Below are 21,937 nucleotides of genomic sequence, written 5' to 3' on the forward strand. Positions count from 1 at the left end.
GATGGAAAAAGTCATGTTGTCCTTTGACAAAGTCAGCGCCCACTACGGCAAAATCCAGGCGCTGCATGAGGTGAGCCTGCATATCAATCAGGGCGAGATTGTCACCCTCATTGGCGCGAACGGGGCGGGGAAAACCACCTTGCTCGGCACGTTATGCGGCGACCCGCGCGCCACCAGCGGGCGAATTGTGTTTGATGATAAAGACATTACCGACTGGCAGACGGCGAAAATCATGCGCGAAGCGGTAGCGATTGTCCCAGAAGGGCGTCGCGTCTTCTCGCGGATGACGGTGGAAGAGAACCTGGCGATGGGCGGCTTCTTTGCCGAACGTGACCAGTTTCAGGAGCGCATAAAGTGGGTGTATGAACTGTTTCCACGTCTGCATGAGCGCCGTATTCAGCGGGCGGGAACGATGTCCGGCGGTGAACAGCAGATGCTGGCGATTGGTCGCGCGCTGATGAGCAACCCGCGTTTGTTGTTGCTTGATGAGCCCTCGCTCGGTCTTGCGCCGATTATCATCCAGCAAATCTTCGACACCATCGAGCAGCTGCGCGAGCAGGGGATGACTATCTTCCTCGTCGAGCAGAACGCCAACCAGGCGCTGAAGCTGGCGGATCGGGGCTACGTGCTGGAAAACGGCCATGTAGTGCTCTCCGATACTGGTGATGCGCTACTGGCGAACGAAGCGGTGAGAAGTGCGTATTTAGGCGGGTAAATTGTCATCTGCCCGGTGGCATACAGATCACCGGGCCTATAAAAAACGGCGCTTGAGTTGGATTCAGTGACGGCCAGGAGTATGGTTTAATTCCGATAATGGAATATTAGCTGGATCATAATGGATTTCTTAACGGTCGTTTTAAAGCTATTTTGCTGTGCGGTTGTTTTGCGATGGAGTTCTTCAGACGAAAACGATAAATCGTGTAGCACGCTGATCGTCTATTTTAGCGCCTGGTTGTATGCTGGATGGGTTGGAAGAACATGCGAGCCATTGCAAGGGTTTGGGTTATTTATTTTCCCTTTTGTTGCCTTATGGTTAGCGGACAAAAAAATAAACTTAATGCTTGGTGCAAGCGTACTGGTCGTGGGATATGCCATCGTCTTTATTCAGTCTTACACCGGGGGATAGCCGTTAAATCCGGTAGCCGACAAGCAATGTACTTCGTCCGTATACAGACTTGTTTCAACTGACCGGGAGGATTAAAACCAGACCACTTATTTGCCACGGAAAGGTTCCCTCCCATGCATTATGCCGTTGTCGCCATGCTTGAAATGCTTTGCTGTATCCACGCTTACCGTACCGGACAAGAGCGATATTGGTTTTTTATCATCTTCTGTTTTCCGGTGATTGGTTGCGTGGCGTATTTCGTCATGGTGATGCTGCCTGAAACGGGCGCTGACCTTCACGGACGTACTTTGCTGATGCGTCTGCAGGACAAAATCAACCCGGAACGGCACCTGCGCAAATTAACCGAAGAGCTGGCGATTGCCGAGACTAATCAAAACCATTATGCGTTGGCTAATGAACTGGCGCGCCTTGGGCGTTATCACGAAGCCGTTCCCCATTATCAGCAGGCGTTAAGCGGGATATTCGTCCATGAAGCGGCAATGATGTTGAGCCTGGCGCAGGCACAATTTGCCATCCAGGAGTTCGCCGCCTGCCAGCAGACGCTGGAAGATGTGATGCGTTATAACCCCGATTTTCAGTCGGCAGAAGGGCACTTGTTATTTGCCAGAACCTTAGCCGCTCAGGAAAAATACGCTGATGCGGAAAGTGAGTTTGACGTGTTGGTTTCTTATTACCCCGGCCCGCAGGCGCGTATTTACTATGCGGAAATGCTGGCGAAAATGAGTCGGTTACGTGAAGCCAACGAGCAGTATGTTGCTGTGGTTGATACGGCTAAACGCTCAAGACCTCATTATAGAAAACACCACCGGGAATGGATTAAGACCGCCAATGAACGGCTGAAGCAGAGTGTGGTGCGATGAAAATCTTCTTTGCCGTTAGACCAGTGTAGCGGCAATCTATTGTTAAAATTGAAAAATGTACTTCTCAACGGGCAGCAAAACTGGATGCAGAATTTGCTGCCATTTTTACTCTTCATGGTAAGGCGTTCTGGCGATTAGCTGGTCGTTAATCGCCTCTTTTCAGTGCATTCTCGGGATATCCGTGCCCCATCTCCCATTTTCCCTCACCCACGCCGTCACCGCCTTGTCATCTTTCTGACACCTTACTATCTTAAAAATGTAACAAAAGAGTTATTTTTCTGTAATTCGAGCATGTCATGTTACCCCGCGAGCATAAAACGCGTGAATTCGCGCATTCGGTACAACAAGAGAGATAATCAATGAAACCGTTACATTATACAGCTTCAGCACTGGCGCTCGGACTGGCGTTAATGGGCAATGCGCAGGCAGTGACGACCATTCCGTTCTGGCATTCTATGGAAGGGGAACTGGGGAAAGAGGTGGACTCTCTGGCCCAACGTTTTAACGCCGAAAACCCGGATTACAAAATTGTACCGACCTATAAAGGCAACTACGAACAGAATTTAAGCGCGGGGATTGCCGCATTCCGTACCGGTAACGCGCCGGCTATTTTGCAGGTTTATGAAGTTGGCACCGCCACTATGATGGCATCGAAAGCCATTAAACCGGTGTATGACGTGTTTAAAGAGGCGGGGATTCAATTCGATGAGTCGCAGTTTGTGCCGACGGTTTCAGGTTACTACTCCGACAGCAAAACGGGCCACTTACTCTCCCAGCCGTTCAACAGCTCGACCCCCGTTCTCTATTACAACAAAGACGCCTTCAAGAAAGCTGGGTTAGACCCGGAACAGCCGCCGAAAACCTGGCAGGATCTGGCTGACTATGCCGCGAAACTGAAAGCCTCCGGCATGAATTGCGGCTACGCCAGCGGTTGGCAGGGCTGGATCCAACTGGAAAACTTTAGCGCCTGGAACGGTCTGCCGTTTGCCAGCAAAAACAACGGCTTTGACGGCACAGACGCGGTGCTTGAATTCAACAAGCCGGAGCAGGTGAAACACATCACCATGCTCGAAGAGATGAACAAGAAGGGCGACTTCAGCTACGTCGGGCGTAAGGATGAATCCACCGAGAAGTTCTATAACGGTGATTGCGCAATGACGACAGCCTCTTCTGGTTCTCTTGCCAACATTCGCGAGTACGCCAAATTCAACTACGGCGTAGGCATGATGCCTTACGACGCCGATGCGAAAGGTGCGCCACAAAACGCCATTATCGGCGGGGCCAGCCTGTGGGTGATGCAGGGCAAAGATAAAGAAACGTATACCGGCGTGGCGAAGTTCCTCGACTTCCTCGCGAAGCCAGAAAACGCTGCCGAGTGGCATCAGAAAACCGGTTATCTGCCAATCACCAAAGCAGCGTATGACCTGACCCGTGAGCAGGGCTTTTACGAGAAAAACCCCGGGGCGGATACCGCGACGCGTCAGATGCTGAACAAGCCGCCGTTGCCGTTCACCAAAGGGCTGCGTCTGGGCAACATGCCGCAGATCCGCGTGATTGTGGATGAAGAACTGGAAAGCGTGTGGACCGGTAAGAAGACGCCACAGCAGGCGCTGGATACCGCCGTTGAGCGTGGGAATCAGTTGCTGCGCCGCTTTGAGAAATCGACGAAGTCTTAACCAGTGAAATGTCGGGTGCGCTTCGCTTATCCGACCTGCCATCGTGTGTAGGCAGAATAAGCGAAGCGTATCCGGCACAGTTCAGGAATTAACCGTAATGTCATCATCCCGTCCGGTGTTTCGCTCGCGCTGGCTGCCTTATTTGCTGGTCGCGCCGCAGCTCATCATCACCGTTATCTTTTTTATCTGGCCTGCGGGCGAAGCGTTGTGGTACTCGCTACAAAGCGTCGATCCGTTTGGTTTCTCCAGCCAGTTTGTCGGCCTGGATAACTTCGTCACGCTGTTCCATGACAGCTACTATCTCGACTCCTTCTGGACGACGATAAAATTCAGCACCTTTGTCACCGTCAGCGGTTTGCTGGTGTCGCTGTTCTTCGCGGCGCTGGTGGAGTACATCGTGCGCGGCAGCCGTTTCTATCAAACCTTAATGCTGCTGCCGTATGCCGTGGCTCCCGCTGTTGCCGCCGTATTGTGGATCTTCCTGTTTAACCCCGGTCGTGGGCTGATCACACATTTTCTCGCTGAGTTCGGCTACGACTGGAACCATGCGCAAAACAGCGGTCAGGCGATGTTTCTGGTGGTGTTTGCCTCGGTGTGGAAGCAAATCAGCTACAACTTCCTGTTCTTCTATGCCGCGCTGCAATCCATTCCTCGTTCGTTGATTGAAGCCGCAGCTATTGACGGCGCAGGGCCGATTCGCCGCTTCTTTAAGATTGCGCTGCCGCTTATTGCTCCGGTGAGTTTCTTCCTGTTGGTGGTGAACCTGGTGTATGCCTTCTTCGACACCTTCCCGGTGATCGACGCCGCCACGTCCGGCGGGCCGGTTCAGGCCACCACGACGCTGATTTATAAGATCTACCGCGAAGGCTTTACCGGACTGGATCTGGCTTCGTCTGCCGCGCAGTCGGTGGTGTTGATGTTCCTCGTCATCGTGCTGACGGTGGTGCAGTTCCGCTATGTTGAAAGCAAGGTGCGTTACCAATGATTGAGAACCGTCCGTGGCTGACGATATTCAGCCATACCATGCTGATCCTCGGGATCGCGGTGATCCTCTTCCCACTGTACGTGGCGTTTGTCGCGGCGACGCTGGATAAACAAGAAGTCTACGCCGCGCCGATGACGCTTATTCCCGGCACGCATCTGCTGGAAAATATCCACAACATCTGGGTGAACGGGGTCGGCACGAATAGCGCGCCGTTCTGGCGGATGTTGCTTAACAGCTTTGTGATGGCGTTCAGCATTACGCTCGGCAAAATTACCGTCTCGATGCTCTCGGCATTTGCCATTGTCTGGTTTCGTTTTCCGCTACGTAACCTCTTCTTCTGGATGATTTTTATCACCCTGATGTTGCCGGTTGAAGTGCGTATCTTCCCGACGGTGGAAGTCATCGCCAACCTGAAGATGCTCGACAGCTACGCTGGTTTAACGCTGCCGCTGATGGCCTCGGCGACCGCTACCTTCCTGTTCCGCCAGTTCTTTATGACGCTGCCGGATGAACTGGTGGAAGCGGCGCGGATCGACGGCGCGTCGCCAATGCGTTTCTTTTGCGACATCGTTTTTCCGCTGTCAAAAACCAATCTGGCGGCGCTGTTTGTGATCACCTTTATTTACGGCTGGAACCAGTATTTGTGGCCGTTGTTGATTATTACCGACGTTGATCTCGGCACCACCGTGGCAGGGATTAAAGGGATGATCGCCACTGGCGAAGGTACAACGGAATGGAACTCGGTGATGGCGGCGATGTTGTTAACCCTGATCCCACCAGTAGTGATTGTTTTAGTGATGCAGCGTGCCTTTGTGCGCGGCCTGGTCGATAGTGAGAAATAAGATGGCAGGACTGAAATTACAGGCAGTAACCAAAAGCTGGGATGGCAAAACCCAGGTCATTAAACCGCTGACCCTTGATGTGGCGGATGGCGAATTTATCGTGATGGTCGGGCCGTCTGGCTGCGGGAAATCGACGTTATTGCGAATGGTGGCCGGACTGGAGCGGGTAACGACGGGCGATATCTGGATCGACCGCAAGCGTGTCACTGAAATGGAGCCGAAAGATCGCGGAATTGCGATGGTATTCCAGAACTACGCGCTTTATCCGCATATGAGCGTCGAAGAAAACATGGCGTGGGGGCTGAAAATCCGCGGCATGGGCAAGCAGCAAATTGCCGAGCGCGTTAAAGAAGCGGCGCGTATTCTGGAACTGGACGGCCTGCTCAAACGTCGCCCGCGTGAGCTATCCGGCGGTCAGCGCCAGCGTGTGGCGATGGGGCGCGCGATTGTGCGTGAGCCGGCGGTGTTCTTGTTTGATGAGCCGCTCTCTAACCTCGATGCCAAGCTGCGCGTGCAGATGCGGCTTGAACTACAACAACTGCACCGTCGCCTGAAAACAACTTCACTCTATGTTACCCACGATCAGGTTGAAGCGATGACCCTCGCCCAGCGAGTGATGGTAATGAACGGCGGTGTTGCCGAACAGATTGGCACGCCAGTTGAAGTCTACGAAAAGCCCGCCAGCCTGTTTGTGGCGAGTTTTATCGGCAGCCCGGCGATGAACCTACTGGCTGGCCGCGTGAATAACGAAGGCACGCATTTCGAACTGGATGGCGGTATTGCGCTGCCGCTAAACGGTTACTATCGCCAGTATGCCGGGCGTAAAATGACCCTCGGTATCCGCCCGGAACATATTGCGCTAAGTTCGCAGGCAGAAGGCGGCGTGCCACTGGTGATGGACACGCTGGAGATCCTCGGCGCTGATAATCTGGCACACGGACGCTGGGGCGAACAGAAGCTGGTGGTGCGACTGGCGCATCAGGAGCGCCCGACGGCAGGCAGCACGCTGTGGCTGCATCTGCCGGAAAATCAGCTACATCTTTTTGATGGTGAAACAGGACAACGAGTATGAGTAACTGGCCTTATCCCCGCATCGTCGCTCATCGTGGCGGCGGTAAGTTGGCCCCGGAAAACACCCTGGCGGCAATCGACGTAGGGGCAAAATACGGTCATAAGATGATCGAATTTGACGCGAAGTTATCGAAAGATGGCGAGATCTTTCTGCTCCATGATGACAACCTCGAACGTACCAGCAACGGCTGGGGCGTCGCGGGTGAGCTGAACTGGCAGGATTTACTGCGCGTGGATGCGGGCAGTTGGTACAGCAAAGCGTTTAAAGGTGAGCCGCTGCCGTTGCTTTCGCAGGTGGCGGAACGCTGTCGCGAACATGGGATGATGGCGAATATCGAAATCAAGCCCACCACTGGCACCGGGCCATTAACGGGCAAAATGGTGGCGCTGGCGGCGCGCGAACTGTGGGCAGGTATGACGCCGCCGCTGCTGTCATCGTTTGAGATTGATGCTTTAGAAGCTGCGCAACAGGCTGCACCGGAACTGCCGCGTGGTTTGTTGCTTGATGAGTGGCGCGACGACTGGCGCGAACTGACCACGCGGCTGGGCTGCGTCTCTATTCATCTCAATCATAAGTTGCTCGATAAAGCGCGAGTGATGCAGTTGAAAGACGCCGGACTGCGGATTCTGGTGTATACCGTCAACAAACCCCAGCGCGCGGCAGAGTTGCTGCGCTGGGGCGTGGATTGCATCTGTACCGATGCGATTGATGTGATTGGTCCGAACTTTACGGCCCAATAGTTTTCAACGGAATGTCAGGCTGCGACGTGCTGGGCGGATTCAGCATGTCGCCGTTTTTCCTCTCTTGCAGCATATGCTGCTGATTTAGCGAACTATCCGGATTATGGTTACTGTTTAACATCCCGCCGTTGGTGTTGGGCAGCATTTGCTGCCGGGCAGGATTTAGCTCCCCCGGCTGCGACTGCAATACCCGCTGGGAGTTGCTATTAATCTGATTTTCTAAATGCTGCTGTTGCAATTGCGTCTGAGTTTTCAGTTGCTGATTCAGCATCCCTTTTTGCTGGATTTGCTGAGTCTGCATTTGAGTTTGCATCCGCTGCTGGCTGGGGATCTGATACCCCGGCTGGTTAGGATTATTCAGAGTATTAATGGGCTGTGCAAAGCCGACAAACGGCAGGAGTGCCGTCAAAAGCAGAAGTCGTTTCATCGCGTATCCTCCTCTGAAGATATCCTTTAAGTTTACTCGCTTCCCGGCAAAACGATGATTAATTCAGAGTTATATACCAGGCTTAGCTGGGGTTGCCCCACACATAACTGGAGAATAACGATGATAAAACCGACGTTTTTACGCCGGGCGGCGATTGCAGCTTTGCTTTCAGGATGTTGTTTTAGTGCGGCAGCCGCGCCACCTGTTTCTTATGGTGTGGAGGAAGATGTCTTCCATCCGGTACGCGCAAAGCAGGGGATGGTGGCGTCTGTAGATGCTACTGCCACTCAGGTGGGGGTGGATATCCTCAAGGAGGGCGGGAATGCCGTTGATGCCGCCGTGGCGGTGGGCTACGCGCTGGCGGTAACGCATCCGCAGGCAGGGAATCTGGGCGGCGGTGGTTTTATGTTAATCCGCTCGAAAAATGGCAATACCACGGCTATCGATTTCCGCGAAATGGCGCCCGCCAAAGCGACCCGCGATATGTTCCTTGATGATCAGGGCAACCCGGACAGCAAAAAATCACTCACTTCGCATCTGGCTTCCGGCACGCCCGGTACGGTAGCAGGTTTCTCGTTGGCGTTGGATAAATACGGCACCATGCCGTTGAACAAAGTGGTGCAACCGGCGTTTAAACTGGCACGCGATGGTTTTATCATTAACGACGCTTTGGCAGACGATCTCAAAACCTACGGTAGCGAAGTGCTGCCGAATCACGAAAACAGCAAAGCTATCTTCTGGAAAGAGGGCGAACCGCTGAAAAAGGGCGACAAGCTGGTGCAGGCGAACCTGGCAAAGAGCCTGGAGATGATTGCCGAAAACGGCCCGGATGAATTCTATAAAGGCACGATAGCGGAGCAGATCGCTCAGGAGATGCAGAAAAATGGCGGCTTGATTACGAAAGAAGATTTAGCCGCGTATAAAGCAGTAGAACGCACACCGATTAGCGGCGATTATCGCGGGTATCAGGTTTACTCCATGCCACCGCCATCTTCCGGCGGGATTCATATCGTGCAGATCCTCAATATTCTGGAAAACTTCGATATGAAGAAATACGGCTTTGGCAGCGCCGATGCGATGCAAATCATGGCAGAGGCCGAGAAATACGCCTACGCCGACCGCTCGGAATATCTTGGCGACCCGGATTTTGTCAAAGTACCGTGGCAGGCGCTGACCAATAAAGCCTATGCCAAATCTATTGCCGAGCAAATCGATATCAATAAAGCGAAGCCATCCAGCGAAATTCGTCCTGGCAAGCTTGCGCCTTATGAGAGTAATCAAACTACCCATTACTCAGTGGTGGATAAAGACGGTAACGCAGTGGCGGTGACCTATACGCTGAACACCACCTTCGGTACGGGTATTGTCGCAGGCGAGAGCGGTATTTTGCTCAATAACCAGATGGATGATTTCTCCGCCAAACCAGGCGTGCCGAACGTTTATGGGCTGGTGGGCGGTGATGCCAACGCCGTCGGGCCGAACAAACGCCCGCTGTCGTCGATGTCGCCGACTATTGTGGTGAAAGACGGTAAAACCTGGCTGGTCACCGGAAGCCCTGGCGGTAGCCGGATTATCACCACTGTGCTGCAAATGGTGGTGAACAGCATCGATTATGGTATGAACGTTGCCGAAGCGACCAATGCGCCGCGTTTCCACCATCAGTGGCTGCCGGACGAGCTGCGTGTCGAGAAAGGATTTAGCCCGGATACGATCAAGCTGCTGGAAGCAAAAGGTCAGAAAGTGGCGCTGAAAGAGGCGATGGGCAGTACACAAAGCATTATGGTTGGGCCTGACGGTGAGTTGTACGGCGCATCCGACCCGCGCTCGGTGGATGATTTAACGGCAGGGTACTAATATCTTAAGCCCTCTCCTGGTAGGTGAGGGCTTAAATGACAAACTTAGATTACAAATTCTCTATTTCACCCGCGCCATATAATACGCATCAACATATTCACCATTACGCAATGCGTACTTCTTGCCGGTCCCTTCAATCTCAAAGCCGAATTTTTTATAGACCTTAATTGCTGGCGCGTTATCGACGAACACCGTTAGTTCAATACGATCTACCCGCAACCAGTTGTCGCACATTTCAATCATCTCTCGCATCAGGGCGCTGGCGACGCCGCGATTCTTCCAGCGGGCGTCGACACAGATACCAAAATCGGCAACATGACTGCGGCGCGGGCGTTGCTGTACATCAATGGTGAGATGACCTACTACAGTTCCATCAATACAGGCGACGAGTTGCTTGATGCTGGGGCGATCGGCGAGTCGTTCCAGCCACATATGTTCTGAAGGATGAGGCACCTGTAGTGTGTTGTAATACACCTCCGGCTGGGCGTGGATATGTCGAATGGCCTCATAATCGCGCGTTTCTGCGTGGCGTATTACTATCTCACTCATTCCTCTGTCCTCTTTAGGGTAAATGTCCCTTTCAACATCATTGACTTTCAAATACGAGTCAAATGCATTTTTTTGCAAAAAGTGTTGGACAAGTGCGAATGAGAATGATTATTATTGTCTCGCGATCAGGAAGACCCTCGCGGAGAACCTGAAAGCACGACATTGCTCACATTGCTTCCAGTATTACTTAGCCAGCCGGGTGCTGGCTTTTTTTTTGCTTTCGTACTGGTTTGTTTGCCATTTTGTCCACGTGAAGTGTTCCTCGTGTCGAGACAAATGCAAAATTGCCTGATGCGCTACGCTTATCAGACCTACAAACCGATGCCATTTTGTGTAGGCAGGTAAGGCGTTCACGCCGCATCCGGCATGATCAAAGTGCACTTTGCCAACAATCTGACGTACTGAAGCCCAGGCATAGGAACCGCGTCCGCTTTGCGCTAAGGTGTAAATAACCACCTTAAAAAGGACGAAATCATGGTCATCAACTGTGCCTTTATTGGCTTCGGCAAAAGCACCACCCGTTACCATCTTCCGTATGTACTTAACCGCAAGGATAGCTGGCATGTCGCGCATATTTTTCGCCGCCATGCGAAGCCGGAAGAACAGGCCCCCATTTATTCCCATATTCATTTCACCAGCGATCTCGACGAAGTATTAAACGATCCCGATGTTAAGCTGGTTGTCGTCTGCACCCACGCGGACAGCCACTTCGAGTACGCGAAGCGCGCGTTGGAGGCCGGGAAAAATGTACTGGTCGAAAAACCGTTCACCCCGACGCTTGCGCAGGCGAAAGAGCTGTTTGCGCTGGCGAAAAGTAAAGGGCTGACCGTCACGCCGTATCAGAATCGTCGCTTTGATTCCTGCTTCCTGACGGCGAAAAAAGCGATTGAAAGCGGCAAGCTGGGAGAGATTGTCGAAGTGGAAAGCCATTTTGACTATTACCGCCCGGTGGCAGAAACCAAACCTGGACTGCTGCAGGATGGCGCGTTCTATGGGCTTGGTGTGCATACCCTGGACCAGGTTATCTCGCTGTTTGGTCGCCCGGATCACGTCGCTTATGACATCCGCAGCCTGCGTAATAAAGCCAATCCTGACGACACCTTTGAAGCGCAGCTGTTTTATGGCGACCTGAAAGCGATCGTTAAAACCAGTCATCTGGTGAAAATCGATTATCCGAAATTTATCGTTCACGGTAAGAAAGGTACATTTATTAAATACGGCATCGACCAGCAGGAAACCAGCCTGAAGGCTAATATTATGCCGGGCGAACCTGGATTTGCGGCGGATGATTCGGTCGGTGTGCTGGAGTATGTCAATGACGAGGGCGTGACGGTCAGAGAAGAGATGAAGCCAGAGATGGGCGACTATGGACGTGTGTATGATGCGTTGTACCAAACCATCACCAACGGTGCGCCAAATTACGTCAAGGAATCTGAAGTTCTTACCAATCTGGAAATCCTTGAACGCGGTTTTGAACAAGCCTCTCCCTCCACAGTGACTCTCGTGAAGTAAGTTTGATGGCCCCTCGAATAGTTCAATTTTTTTGAACAGAGGGGGCAATTTTCACCCTCTATCATCCCAGGCAGATCGGGTCCACACTAAGCCCATCGAAATCATTCAGGGGGCGAATACAAATGATCTACTTACGCAAAGCAAATGAACGCGGTCATGCTAATCATGGCTGGCTGGACTCCTGGCATACTTTCTCTTTTGCCAATTATTACGATCCGAACTTTATGGGCTTCTCCGCGCTGCGCGTGATTAACGACGACGTGATTGAAGCAGGGCAGGGCTTCGGCACTCACCCGCATAAAGATATGGAAATTTTGACCTACGTGCTGGAAGGTACTGTTGAGCATCAGGACAGCATGGGCAATAAAGAACAGGTTCCGGCGGGCGAGTTCCAGATTATGAGTGCGGGTACGGGTATTCGTCACTCAGAGTACAACCCAAGCAGCACCGAGCGTCTGCACCTGTATCAGATCTGGATCATGCCAGAAGAAAACGGTATTACGCCGCGTTATGAACAGCGTCGCTTCGATGCCGTGCAGGGCAAACAGCTGGTGCTCTCGCCGGATGCGCGTGACGGTTCGCTGAAAGTGTATCAGGATATGGAACTGTACCGCTGGGCGCTGGTAAAAGATGAGCAGTCGATACATCAGATTGCCGCTGAACGCCGCGTCTGGATCCAGGTGGTGAAAGGTAATGTCACTATTAACGGCGTAAAAGCCTCGACCAGCGATGGTCTGGCGATTTGGGATGAGCAGGCGATTTCCGTCCACGCTGATAGCGACAGTGAAATCCTGCTGTTCGATTTACCGCCAGTCTAAATTTATCTCACAAACCTTCCTGAGGAATCAGGAAGGTTGTGATGCGTCCGTGGTAAACTAAAGGAATCTATCCCTTTTGTACCTTTCAGGACGATGAAAAAGAAAAGACCCGTACTTCAGGATGTGGCTGACCGTGTAGGCGTGACCAAAATGACGGTCAGCCGTTTTTTGCGTAACCCTGAGCAGGTTTCCGTCGCTCTACGTGGCAAGATTGCCGCCGCTCTTGATGAACTGGGTTATATTCCCAATCGCGCGCCCGATATCCTCTCTAACGCCACCAGCCGGGCGATTGGTGTCCTGTTACCTTCTCTCACCAACCAGGTTTTTGCGGAAGTATTACGCGGAATCGAAAGCGTCACCGACGCGCACGGTTATCAGACGATGCTGGCGCACTACGGTTATAAGCCGGAAATGGAGCAAGAACGCCTTGAATCGATGCTCTCCTGGAATATCGATGGCCTGATCCTTACCGAACGCACCCACACGCCACGCACCTTAAAGATGATTGAAGTGGCGGGTATTCCGGTGGTGGAGCTGATGGACAGCCAGTCGCCGTGCCTCGATATCGCTGTCGGTTTTAATAACTTTGAAGCGGCACGCCAGATGACTGCTGCCATTATTGCTCGCGGGCATCGACACATTGCTTATCTCGGCGCACGTCTCGACGAACGTACTATCATCAAACAGAAGGGATATGAGCAGGCGATGCTGGATGCAGGCCTGGTGCCATATAGCGTGATGGTTGAACAATCTTCTTCTTACTCTTCCGGTATTGAACTGATTCGTCAGGCGCGGCGGGAATATCCGCAGTTGGATGGCGTGTTCTGTACCAACGATGACCTGGCGGTCGGCGCGGCGTTTGAATGTCAGCGTCTGGGGTTGAAAGTTCCTGACGATATGGCGATTGCCGGTTTCCACGGTCATGACATTGGCCAGGTGATGGAGCCACGGCTGGCAAGTGTGCTGACGCCGCGTGAGCGGATGGGCAGCATTGGCGCTGAACGCCTGCTGGCGCGTATTCGTGGCGAAGCGGTGACGCCGAAAATGTTAGATTTAGGTTTCACCTTGTCACCAGGTGGATCTATTTAAGCCTACAAATTTGAAGTGGCTCACACTTATACACTTAAGGCACGGATGGATATTGCTTCTGATTTTGTCCGGCTGGACAATGTTACCGATAACAGTTACCCGTAACATTTTTAATTCTTGTACTGTGGGGGCACCACTTTGAGCACGACTAACCATGATCACCACATTTACGTTCTGATGGGCGTCTCAGGCAGCGGCAAATCTGCGGTCGCCAGTGAAGTGGCGCATCAACTTCATGCCGCGTTTCTTGATGGCGATTTCCTCCATCCGCGCTGCAATATCGAAAAAATGGCGTCTGGTGAACCGCTGAACGACGACGATCGCAAACCGTGGTTGCAGGCGCTGAACGACGCCGCGTTTGCCATGCAGCGTACCAATAAAGTGTCGCTGATCGTCTGCTCTGCACTGAAAAAACACTATCGCGACTTGCTGCGTGAAGGTAATCCGAATCTCTCTTTCATCTACCTGAAAGGCGATTTTGATGTGATTGAAAGCCGCCTGAAAGCGCGCAAAGGCCATTTCTTTAAAACCCAAATGCTGGTGACGCAGTTTGAAACGCTGCAGGAGCCGGGTGCGGACGAAACCGATGTACTGGTGGTGGATATCGATCAACCGCTGGAAGGTGTTGTGGCAAGCACCATTGAGGTTATTAAAAAAGGCAAATAAGTAGTGACTACATTAACGCTTGTTTTAACAGCAGTAGGGTCTGTTTTACTGCTGCTGTTTTTAGTCATGAAGGCGCGTATGCACGCTTTCCTGGCTTTGATGGTGGTGTCTATGGGGGCTGGCCTTTTTTCCGGTATGCCGCTCGATAAAATCGCAGCGACGATGGAAAAAGGGATGGGAGGCACCCTCGGCTTCCTGGCGGTGGTTGTCGCCCTGGGAGCCATGTTTGGCAAGATCTTACATGAAACCGGCGCAGTCGATCAGATTGCCGTCAAAATGCTCAAATCCTTCGGTCACAGCCGCGCGCATTATGCCATCGGCCTTGCGGGGCTGGTCTGCGCGCTACCGCTGTTCTTTGAAGTGGCGATTGTTCTGCTGATTAGCGTTGCCTTCTCGATGGCGCGCCACACCGGTACGAATCTGGTGAAACTGGTAATCCCATTATTCGCAGGCGTGGCGGCAGCGGCGGCATTTCTGGTGCCTGGACCAGCGCCAATGCTGCTGGCATCGCAGATGAATGCCGATTTTGGCTGGATGATCCTGATTGGCCTGTGTGCGGCAATTCCGGGAATGATTATTGCCGGGCCGCTGTGGGGCAATTTCATCAGCCGTTACGTTGAGCTGCATATTCCTGACGACATTAGCGAACCGCATCTCGGCGAAGGCAAAATGCCGTCTTTTGGATTTAGCCTGTCGCTGATCCTGCTGCCGCTGGTGCTGGTAGGTCTTAAAACCATTGCTGCGCGTTTTGTACCAGAAGGATCAACTGCTTACGAATGGTTTGAGTTTATCGGTCATCCGTTTACCGCGATTCTGGTTGCTTGTCTGGTAGCAATTTATGGCCTGGCAATGTGTCAGGGCATGCCAAAAGACAAAGTGATGGAGATTTGCGGTCACGCGCTGCAACCGGCGGGGATCATTCTGCTGGTGATTGGTGCGGGCGGCGTGTTCAAACAGGTGCTGGTTGACTCTGGCGTAGGTCCGGCGCTGGGCGAAGCGTTAACCGGCATGGGCCTGCCGATTGCTATCACCTGCTTCGTGTTGGCAGCTGCAGTGCGCATCATTCAGGGGTCTGCCACCGTTGCCTGTTTAACGGCGGTGGGGCTGGTGATGCCGGTCATTGAACAACTGAACTACTCCGGTGCGCAAATGGCGGCACTGTCGATTTGTATCGCCGGTGGTTCGATTGTTGTCAGCCACGTTAACGACGCTGGTTTCTGGTTGTTCGGTAAATTTACCGGTGCGACCGAAGCCGAAACGCTGAAAACCTGGACCATGATGGAAACCATCCTCGGCACTGTTGGTGCCATCGTCGGGATGATTGCGTTCCAGTTGTTGAGTTAAGTCTGTTTGCCCGGTAGGTCTTACACTACCGGGCTCCTTCCTGGTAATGCCTCTCGTCACCCCTTCATCCACATCCGAATGCCGTCGAGGAACATCTGGGTTGCCATCATCACCAGAATCAATCCCATCAGGCGTTCCAGCGCATTCACTCCTTTCTCGCCCAGCAGACGTAAAAATAGCGATGACTGTAGCAGGATAACAAAGGTGCCGCCCCAGGCCAGCAGCAGCGCAATCACCAGATGCCCCATCTGATTCGGGTACTGGTGAGACAGCAACATTAATGTGGCGAGGATAGTCGGCCCTGCTACTAATGGGATTGCCAGCGGCACAATAAACGGCTCTTCACTTGCCGGAAGCCCACTGCTATTGCCCGAAGCACTGGGGAAAATCATCTTAATGGCGATCAGAAAGAGAATGATGCCGCCAGAAATGGAGACGGTTTCTGCCCGCAGGCTAAGAAATGCCAGAATTTTCTCACCCGCAAACAGGAACACCAGCATCACCATGAGAGCAATAAGCAACTCTCGCACCATGATTGCCCGACGTCTTTTCGGTTCTGTATGTTTCAGTACGGACATAAAAATAGGTAGATTTCCGAGCGGATCCATAATCAAGATCAATAAAACTGCTGCAGAAATGATTTCATTCATAACTCAAGTTCCCTGATAATTGCCGTGGACTTTCTGCGTGCTACGAAAGCAGGATAAGTCGCATTACTGATGGCTTCGCTATCATTGATTAATTTCACTTGCGACTTTGGCTGCTTTTTGTATGGTGAAAGATGTGCCATGAGGACACCGGCACATATATACAGCACACATCTTTGCAGGAAAAAACGCTTATGAAAAATGTTGGTTTTATCGGCTGGCGCGGTATGGTCGGCTCCGTTCTCATGCAACGCATGGTTGAAGAGCGCGACTTCGACGCCATTCGCCCTGTCTTCTTTTCGACTTCACAGTCTGGTCAGGCTGCGCCTTCCTTCGGCGGTGCTTCTGGCACACTTCAGGATGCCTTTGATCTGGAGGCGCTGAAGGCTCTCGATATCATCGTAACCTGTCAGGGCGGCGATTATACCAACGAAATCTATCCAAAGCTCCGTGAGAGCGGATGGCAAGGTTACTGGATTGACGCAGCATCGTCTCTGCGCATGAAAGATGACGCCATCATCATTCTTGACCCAGTCAATCAGGACGTCATTACTGATGGATTAAATAAAGGCATCAGGACTTTTGTTGGCGGTAACTGTACCGTAAGCCTGATGTTGATGTCGTTGGGCGGTTTATTCGCCAATGATCTTGTAGATTGGGTTTCCGTTGCAACCTACCAGGCGGCTTCCGGCGGTGGTGCGCGACATATGCGTGAGTTGTTAACCCAGATGGGCCAACTGTATGGCCATGTGGCGGATGAACTCGCGACACCGTCCTCTGCTATTCTCGATATTGAACGCAAAGTCACGACTTTAACCCGCAGCGGCGAGTTGTCAGTGGATAACTTTGGCGTGCCGCTGGCGGGTAGCCTGATTCCGTGGATCGACAAACAGCTTGATAACGGTCAGAGCCGCGAAGAATGGAAAGGGCAGGCAGAAACCAACAAGATTCTCAACACATCTTCCGTTATTCCGGTAGATGGTTTGTGTGTGCGTGTCGGGGCGTTGCGCTGCCACAGCCAGGCATTCACCATCAAATTGAAAAAAGATGTGTCTATTCCGACCGTGGAAGAACTGTTGGCGGCCCATAACCCGTGGGCAAAAGTGGTTCCAAACGATCGCGAAATCACTATGCGTGAGCTAACCCCAGCTGCCGTCACCGGTACGCTGACCACGCCGGTAGGCCGTTTGCGTAAGCTGAATATGGGACCTGAGTTCCTGTCAGCCTTTACCGTGGGCGACCAGCTGCTGTGGGGGGCCGCGGAGCCGCTACGCCGGATGCTTCGTCAACTGGCGTAATGTTTATTCATTAAATTTGGGGCGTAATGCTGCCCCTTTTAGTGCGTAGTACAGGAGTAAGCGCAGATGTTTCATGATTTACCGGGAGTTAAGTAGAGCATTGGCTATTCTTTAAGGGTGGCGGGATACATACGTATTCAATGCCTTACCTGAAGTGAGGACGGCGTAGAGAGGATGCACAGAGTGCTGCGCCGTTCAGGTCAAAAAAATGTCACAACCAGATGTCAAAAATTAGTTGGATGGGGTGACACAATAAAACAGGAAGACAAGCATGTCCGATCGTATCGATAGAGACGTGATTAACGCGCTAATTGCAGGTCATTTTGCGGATCCTTTTTCCGTACTTGGAATGCATAAAACCACAGCGGGACTGGAAGTCCGTGCCCTTTTACCTGACGCCACCGATGTGTGGGTAATTGAACCAAAAACTGGACGCAAAGTCGCTAAACTGGAGTGTCTCGACTCTCGTGGATTCTTCAGCGGCGTCGTTCCTCGGCGTAAAAATTTTTTCCGCTATCAGTTGGCGGTTGTCTGGCATGGCCAGCAGAATCTGATTGATGATCCTTACCGTTTTGGCCCTTTAATCCAGGAAATGGACGCCTGGCTGTTATCTGAAGGTACCCACCTGCGCCCATATGAAACCTTAGGTGCGCACGCAGATACTATGGATGGCGTTACCGGCACGCGTTTTTCTGTCTGGGCGCCAAATGCCCGCCGTGTCTCGGTTGTTGGGCAATTCAACTACTGGGATGGTCGTCGTCACCCGATGCGCCTGCGTAAAGAGAGCGGCATTTGGGAACTGTTTATCCCTGGCGCGCATAACGGTCAGCTCTATAAATACGAAATGATTGATGCCAATGGCAATCTGCGTTTGAAGTCTGATCCTTATGCCTTCGAAGCGCAGATGCGCCCGGAAACCGCTTCCCTTATTTGCGGACTGCCTGAAAAGGTCGTGCAGACCGAAGAGCGCAAAAAAGCGAATCAGTTTGATGCGCCAATTTCTATCTATGAAGTTCACTTGGGGTCATGGCGTCGTCATGCAGACAACAACTTCTGGTTAAGCTATCGCGAACTTGCCGATCAGTTGGTGCCTTACGCTAAATGGATGGGCTTTACCCACCTCGAACTGCTGCCAATTAACGAACATCCATTCGATGGCAGTTGGGGCTATCAGCCGACAGGTTTGTATGCGCCAACTCGCCGTTTTGGCACTCGCGATGATTTCCGCTATTTCATTGATGCCGCCCACGCAGCAGGTTTGAACGTGATTCTCGACTGGGTGCCGGGTCACTTCCCGACAGATGACTTTGCACTTGCCGAATTTGACGGCACAAATCTGTATGAACACAGCGATCCGCGTGAAGGCTACCATCAGGACTGGAACACCCTGATTTACAACTATGGCCGCCGTGAGGTCAGCAATTTCCTTGTTGGTAATGCGCTGTACTGGATCGAGCGTTTTGGTATCGATGCGCTGCGCGTCGATGCGGTTGCTTCGATGATTTATCGTGATTACAGCCGTAAAGAAGGCGAGTGGATCCCGAACGAGTATGGTGGACGCGAGAATCTGGAAGCGATTGAATTCCTTCGCAATACCAACCGTATTATCGGTGAACAAGTTCCTGGTGCAGTGACGATGGCGGAGGAGTCTACCGACTTCCCGAACGTTTCCCGCCCGCAGGATATTGGTGGTCTGGGCTTCTGGTACAAGTGGAACCTCGGCTGGATGCACGACACTCTGGATTACATGAAGCTCGACCCGGTTTATCGTCAATACCACCACAATAAACTCACCTTCGGGATGCTCTACAACTACACTGAAAACTTCGTCCTGCCGCTGTCGCACGACGAAGTGGTGCACGGCAAAAAATCGATTCTCGACAGGATGCCTGGCGATGCATGGCAGAAGTTTGCCAATCTGCGAGCCTACTATGCCTGGATGTGGGCGTTCCCGGGCAAGAAACTGTTGTTCATGGGTAACGAATTTGCCCAAGGGCGTGAGTGGAACCACGATGCCAGCCTCGACTGGCATCTGCTGGAAGGTGGCGACAACTGGCATCACGGTGTCCAGCGACTGGTACGCGATCTGAACCATACTTATCGTCACCACAAAGCTCTGCACGAGCTGGATTTCGACGCCTACGGCTTTGAATGGCTGGTGGTGGATGACCATGAGCGCTCGGTGCTGATCTTTGTGCGTCGCGATAAAGAGGGTAACGAAATTATCGTTGCCAGCAACTTTACGCCGGTGCCGCGCCATGATTATCGCTTTGGCATTAATCAGCCAGGTAAGTGGCGTGAGATTCTCAACACCGATTCCATGCACTACCACGGCAGCAATGCTGGCAATGGCGGCGCGGTACATAGCGATGAGATCGCCAGCCACGGTCGTCAGCATTCATTGAGCCTTACTCTACCACCGCTGGCCACTATCTGGCTGGTGCGGGAGGGAGAATGACACAACTCGCCATTGGCAAACCTGCTCCCCTTGGCGCGCACTATGATGGCCAGGGCGTCAACTTCACGCTCTTTTCCGCTCATGCCGAGCGGGTAGAGCTGTGTGTGTTTGACGCTCAGGGCATAGAACACCGGTATGACTTGCCAGGACGCAGCGGCGATGTCTGGCACGGTTACTTGCCGGATGCTCGCCCGGGTTTGCACTATGGGTATCGCGTACATGGCCCCTGGCAACCTGCCGTGGGGCATCGTTTTAACCCGGCGAAGTTGTTGATTGATCCTTGCGCGCGGCAAATTGAGGGTGAGTTTAAAGATAACCCGCTGCTGCATGCAGGCCATAATGAACCTGATTATCGTGACAACGCCGCCATTGCGCCGAAATGCGTGGTGGTGGTCGATCACTATGACTGGGAGGATGATGCCCCGCCGCGCACGCCGTGGGGCAGCACCATCATTTATGAAGCCCATGTCAAAGGATTAACCTATCTGCATCCGGAGATCCCGGTTGAGATCCGCGGCACCTATAAAGCGCTCGGCCATCCGGTGATGATCAACTATTTAAAACGGTTGGGTATTACCGCACTGGAACTGTTGCCAGTGGCGCAGTTTGCCAGTGAACCGCGCCTGCAACGCATGGGGCTAAGTAACTACTGGGGCTACAATCCGGTGGCGCTGTTTGCGTTGCATCCGGCATATGCCAGCTCGCCCGAAACGGCGTTGGACGAATTCCGCGACGCAGTGAAAGCCCTGCACAAGGCGGGTATTGAAGTTATTCTCGACATCGTACTCAACCACAGTGCGGAACTGGACCTGGACGGCCCGGTATTCTCACTGCGCGGGATCGACAACCGTAGCTATTATTGGATAAGAGAAGACGGCGATTATCACAACTGGACCGGCTGTGGTAATACGCTCAATCTGAGCCATCCGGCGGTAGTGGAGTACGCCAGCGCCTGTCTACGCTACTGGGTGGAAACCTGCCACGTTGATGGTTTCCGCTTCGATCTCGCAGCAGTCATGGGGCGAACACCGGAGTTTCGTCAGGATGCGCCGCTGTTTACGGCTATCCAGAATTGCCCAGTGCTTTCGCAAGTGAAGTTGATTGCCGAACCGTGGGATATCGCGCCAGGTGGTTATCAGGTGGGCAATTTCCCACCGCTGTTTGCCGAGTGGAATGATCATTTCCGCGACGCCGCACGCCGTTTCTGGCTGCACTATAACTTGTCGCTGGGTGAGTTTGCCGGGCGTTTTGCCGCCTCCAGCGATGTTTTTAAACGTAATGGCCGTCTGCCGAGCGCTGCGATTAATCTCGTTACTGCGCATGACGGTTTTACGCTTCGCGACTGCGTTTGTTTCAACCATAAACACAATGAAGCAAATGGAGAGGAAAATCGCGACGGGACCAACAACAATTACAGTAACAATCATGGTAAAGAAGGGTTAGGCGGTACTCTTGATTTGATTGAACGGCGGCGCGACAGCATTCACGCCCTGTTAACGACGTTGTTGCTCTCCCAGGGTACGCCGATGTTACTGGCAGGTGATGAACATGGTCACAGCCAGCATGGCAATAACAATGCCTACTGTCAGGATAACCAACTAACGTGGTTGGACTGGTCGCAGGCAAACAGTGGGTTAACGGGGTTTACCGCCGCGTTAATCCATTTGCGCAAGCGCATTCCTGCTTTGGTAGAGGATCGCTGGTGGGAAGAAGGCGATGGCAATGTCCGTTGGCTGAATCGATATGCTCAACCTTTAAGCTCGGATGAGTGGCAAAACGGGCCAAAGCAGCTGCAAATTTTGCTTTCGGATCGTTTTTTGATCGCAATAAACGCCACGCTTGAGGTAACAGAGATTGTTTTACCTGCTGGGGAGTGGCACGCCATTCCCCCATTCGCTGGAGAGGATAACCCAGTGATTACGGCTGTCTGGCCGGGACCTGCACACGGATTGTGTGTGTTCCAGAGATGATAAA

General features: G+C 52.6%; 19 protein-coding genes. 16 read left to right on the plus strand and 3 right to left on the minus strand.

Features of this window, described 5'->3' with window-relative positions:
* Window position 1: 1 nt before the first annotated feature.
* The 7 genes from livF (at window position 2) to ugpQ (ending at window position 7,301) form a co-directional block, all read left to right on the plus strand.
* Window positions 2-715, plus strand: a complete 714-nt coding sequence (gene livF, locus FEK46_RS15525; RefSeq protein ID WP_000416891.1) for a high-affinity branched-chain amino acid ABC transporter ATP-binding protein LivF — start codon at window positions 2-4, stop codon at window positions 713-715.
* 524 nt (window positions 716-1,239) lie between these two features.
* Complete coding sequence (locus FEK46_RS15535) at window positions 1,240-1,986, plus strand: tetratricopeptide repeat protein (RefSeq protein WP_135559214.1); 747 nt, start codon at window positions 1,240-1,242, stop codon at window positions 1,984-1,986.
* A gap of 359 nt (window positions 1,987-2,345) precedes the next feature.
* Entirely contained in the window at window positions 2,346-3,662 is a 1,317-nt protein-coding gene (gene ugpB, locus FEK46_RS15540) for a sn-glycerol-3-phosphate ABC transporter substrate-binding protein UgpB (protein WP_135559215.1), read from the plus strand.
* A gap of 97 nt (window positions 3,663-3,759) precedes the next feature.
* Entirely contained in the window at window positions 3,760-4,647 is an 888-nt protein-coding gene (gene ugpA, locus FEK46_RS15545) for a sn-glycerol-3-phosphate ABC transporter permease UgpA (RefSeq protein ID WP_000099289.1), read from the plus strand.
* The gene (gene ugpE, locus FEK46_RS15550; RefSeq protein WP_000572183.1) at window positions 4,644-5,489 is read left to right on the plus strand and encodes a sn-glycerol-3-phosphate ABC transporter permease UgpE; all 846 of its coding nucleotides are present in this window, start codon (window positions 4,644-4,646) and stop codon (window positions 5,487-5,489) included. The genes ugpA and ugpE overlap by 4 nt, the downstream gene beginning before the upstream one ends.
* Window position 5,490: 1 nt before the next feature.
* The gene (ugpC, locus tag FEK46_RS15555) at window positions 5,491-6,561 is read left to right on the plus strand and encodes a sn-glycerol 3-phosphate ABC transporter ATP binding protein UgpC (protein WP_130258722.1); all 1,071 of its coding nucleotides are present in this window, start codon (window positions 5,491-5,493) and stop codon (window positions 6,559-6,561) included.
* Complete coding sequence (gene ugpQ, locus FEK46_RS15560) at window positions 6,558-7,301, plus strand: glycerophosphodiester phosphodiesterase (RefSeq protein ID WP_135405477.1); 744 nt, start codon at window positions 6,558-6,560, stop codon at window positions 7,299-7,301. The genes ugpC and ugpQ overlap by 4 nt, the downstream gene beginning before the upstream one ends.
* Here the strand turns inward: ugpQ and FEK46_RS15565 are convergent.
* Entirely contained in the window at window positions 7,288-7,728 is a 441-nt protein-coding gene (locus FEK46_RS15565) for a DUF2756 family protein (RefSeq protein WP_130209058.1), read from the minus strand. The genes ugpQ and FEK46_RS15565 overlap by 14 nt on opposite strands.
* Window positions 7,729-7,848: 120 nt before the next feature.
* Between FEK46_RS15565 and ggt the strand changes: the two genes are divergently transcribed.
* Window positions 7,849-9,582, plus strand: a complete 1,734-nt coding sequence (gene ggt, locus FEK46_RS15570) for a gamma-glutamyltransferase (RefSeq protein WP_135410759.1) — start codon at window positions 7,849-7,851, stop codon at window positions 9,580-9,582.
* Between the two features lie 60 nt (window positions 9,583-9,642).
* On the opposite strand, the gene yhhY is transcribed toward ggt, so the two are convergent.
* Window positions 9,643-10,131 carry an N-acetyltransferase gene (yhhY, locus tag FEK46_RS15575; RefSeq protein WP_130217728.1) on the minus strand — a complete coding sequence of 163 codons (489 nt, stop codon included), beginning with the start codon at window positions 10,129-10,131 and terminating at the stop codon, window positions 9,643-9,645.
* A gap of 474 nt (window positions 10,132-10,605) precedes the next feature.
* Between yhhY and FEK46_RS15585 the strand changes: the two genes are divergently transcribed.
* From FEK46_RS15585 to gntU, 5 genes are all read left to right on the plus strand, one after another.
* On the plus strand, window positions 10,606-11,643 hold the full coding sequence (locus tag FEK46_RS15585; protein WP_135559216.1) for an oxidoreductase: 1,038 nt from the start codon (window positions 10,606-10,608) through the stop codon (window positions 11,641-11,643).
* Window positions 11,644-11,765: 122 nt separating this feature from the next.
* The gene (gene yhhW / locus FEK46_RS15590; RefSeq protein ID WP_130209049.1) at window positions 11,766-12,461 is read left to right on the plus strand and encodes a quercetin 2,3-dioxygenase; all 696 of its coding nucleotides are present in this window, start codon (window positions 11,766-11,768) and stop codon (window positions 12,459-12,461) included.
* Window positions 12,462-12,554: 93 nt separating this feature from the next.
* Window positions 12,555-13,550 carry a gluconate operon transcriptional repressor GntR gene (gene gntR, locus FEK46_RS15595; protein ID WP_130209047.1) on the plus strand — a complete coding sequence of 332 codons (996 nt, stop codon included), beginning with the start codon at window positions 12,555-12,557 and terminating at the stop codon, window positions 13,548-13,550.
* A 138-nt stretch (window positions 13,551-13,688) separates the two neighbouring features.
* A complete protein-coding gene (gntK, locus tag FEK46_RS15600) occupies window positions 13,689-14,216 on the plus strand; it encodes a gluconokinase (RefSeq protein ID WP_000108320.1) in 528 nt (175 codons plus the stop codon).
* Between the two features lie 3 nt (window positions 14,217-14,219).
* Entirely contained in the window at window positions 14,220-15,560 is a 1,341-nt protein-coding gene (gene gntU / locus FEK46_RS15605; RefSeq protein WP_135559217.1) for a gluconate transporter, read from the plus strand.
* Window positions 15,561-15,616: 56 nt separating this feature from the next.
* Here the strand turns inward: gntU and yhgN are convergent, their stop codons facing one another.
* Window positions 15,617-16,210 (minus strand): NAAT family transporter YhgN, encoded by a 594-nt coding sequence (gene yhgN, locus FEK46_RS15610; RefSeq protein ID WP_135559218.1) that lies wholly within the window; start codon window positions 16,208-16,210, stop codon window positions 15,617-15,619.
* A 191-nt stretch (window positions 16,211-16,401) separates the two neighbouring features.
* Between yhgN and asd the strand changes: the two genes are divergently transcribed.
* From asd to glgX, 3 genes are all read left to right on the plus strand, one after another.
* The gene (gene asd / locus FEK46_RS15615) at window positions 16,402-17,505 is read left to right on the plus strand and encodes an aspartate-semialdehyde dehydrogenase (RefSeq protein ID WP_064527660.1); all 1,104 of its coding nucleotides are present in this window, start codon (window positions 16,402-16,404) and stop codon (window positions 17,503-17,505) included.
* Window positions 17,506-17,776: 271 nt separating this feature from the next.
* Complete coding sequence (glgB, locus tag FEK46_RS15620) at window positions 17,777-19,963, plus strand: 1,4-alpha-glucan branching enzyme (RefSeq protein ID WP_130209043.1); 2,187 nt, start codon at window positions 17,777-17,779, stop codon at window positions 19,961-19,963.
* A complete protein-coding gene (glgX, locus tag FEK46_RS15625) occupies window positions 19,960-21,933 on the plus strand; it encodes a glycogen debranching protein GlgX (protein ID WP_130209041.1) in 1,974 nt (657 codons plus the stop codon). The genes glgB and glgX overlap by 4 nt, the downstream gene beginning before the upstream one ends.
* The last annotated feature ends 4 nt before the right edge of the window (window positions 21,934-21,937 follow it).

The organism is Escherichia sp. E4736, assembly GCF_005781225.1.
In the GTDB taxonomy this organism is placed as follows: Bacteria; Pseudomonadota; Gammaproteobacteria; order Enterobacterales; family Enterobacteriaceae; genus Escherichia.

What these genes read in the sequence shown, in the direction of transcription:
- livF (WP_000416891.1), top strand. Translation starts at nt 2, where the DNA reads ATGGAAAAAGTCATGTTGTCCTTTGACAAAGTCAGCGCCCACTACGGC.
- FEK46_RS15535 (WP_135559214.1), top strand. Translation starts at nt 1,240, where the DNA reads ATGCATTATGCCGTTGTCGCCATGCTTGAAATGCTTTGCTGTATCCAC.
- ugpB (WP_135559215.1), top strand. Translation starts at nt 2,346, where the DNA reads ATGAAACCGTTACATTATACAGCTTCAGCACTGGCGCTCGGACTGGCG.
- ugpA (WP_000099289.1), top strand. Translation starts at nt 3,760, where the DNA reads ATGTCATCATCCCGTCCGGTGTTTCGCTCGCGCTGGCTGCCTTATTTG.
- ugpE (WP_000572183.1), top strand. Translation starts at nt 4,644, where the DNA reads ATGATTGAGAACCGTCCGTGGCTGACGATATTCAGCCATACCATGCTG.
- ugpC (WP_130258722.1), top strand. Translation starts at nt 5,491, where the DNA reads ATGGCAGGACTGAAATTACAGGCAGTAACCAAAAGCTGGGATGGCAAA.
- ugpQ (WP_135405477.1), top strand. Translation starts at nt 6,558, where the DNA reads ATGAGTAACTGGCCTTATCCCCGCATCGTCGCTCATCGTGGCGGCGGT.
- FEK46_RS15565 (WP_130209058.1), bottom strand. Translation starts at nt 7,728, where the DNA reads ATGAAACGACTTCTGCTTTTGACGGCACTCCTGCCGTTTGTCGGCTTT.
- ggt (WP_135410759.1), top strand. Translation starts at nt 7,849, where the DNA reads ATGATAAAACCGACGTTTTTACGCCGGGCGGCGATTGCAGCTTTGCTT.
- yhhY (WP_130217728.1), bottom strand. Translation starts at nt 10,131, where the DNA reads ATGAGTGAGATAGTAATACGCCACGCAGAAACGCGCGATTATGAGGCC.
- FEK46_RS15585 (WP_135559216.1), top strand. Translation starts at nt 10,606, where the DNA reads ATGGTCATCAACTGTGCCTTTATTGGCTTCGGCAAAAGCACCACCCGT.
- yhhW (WP_130209049.1), top strand. Translation starts at nt 11,766, where the DNA reads ATGATCTACTTACGCAAAGCAAATGAACGCGGTCATGCTAATCATGGC.
- gntR (WP_130209047.1), top strand. Translation starts at nt 12,555, where the DNA reads ATGAAAAAGAAAAGACCCGTACTTCAGGATGTGGCTGACCGTGTAGGC.
- yhgN (WP_135559218.1), bottom strand. Translation starts at nt 16,210, where the DNA reads ATGAATGAAATCATTTCTGCAGCAGTTTTATTGATCTTGATTATGGAT.
- asd (WP_064527660.1), top strand. Translation starts at nt 16,402, where the DNA reads ATGAAAAATGTTGGTTTTATCGGCTGGCGCGGTATGGTCGGCTCCGTT.
- glgB (WP_130209043.1), top strand. Translation starts at nt 17,777, where the DNA reads ATGTCCGATCGTATCGATAGAGACGTGATTAACGCGCTAATTGCAGGT.
- glgX (WP_130209041.1), top strand. Translation starts at nt 19,960, where the DNA reads ATGACACAACTCGCCATTGGCAAACCTGCTCCCCTTGGCGCGCACTAT.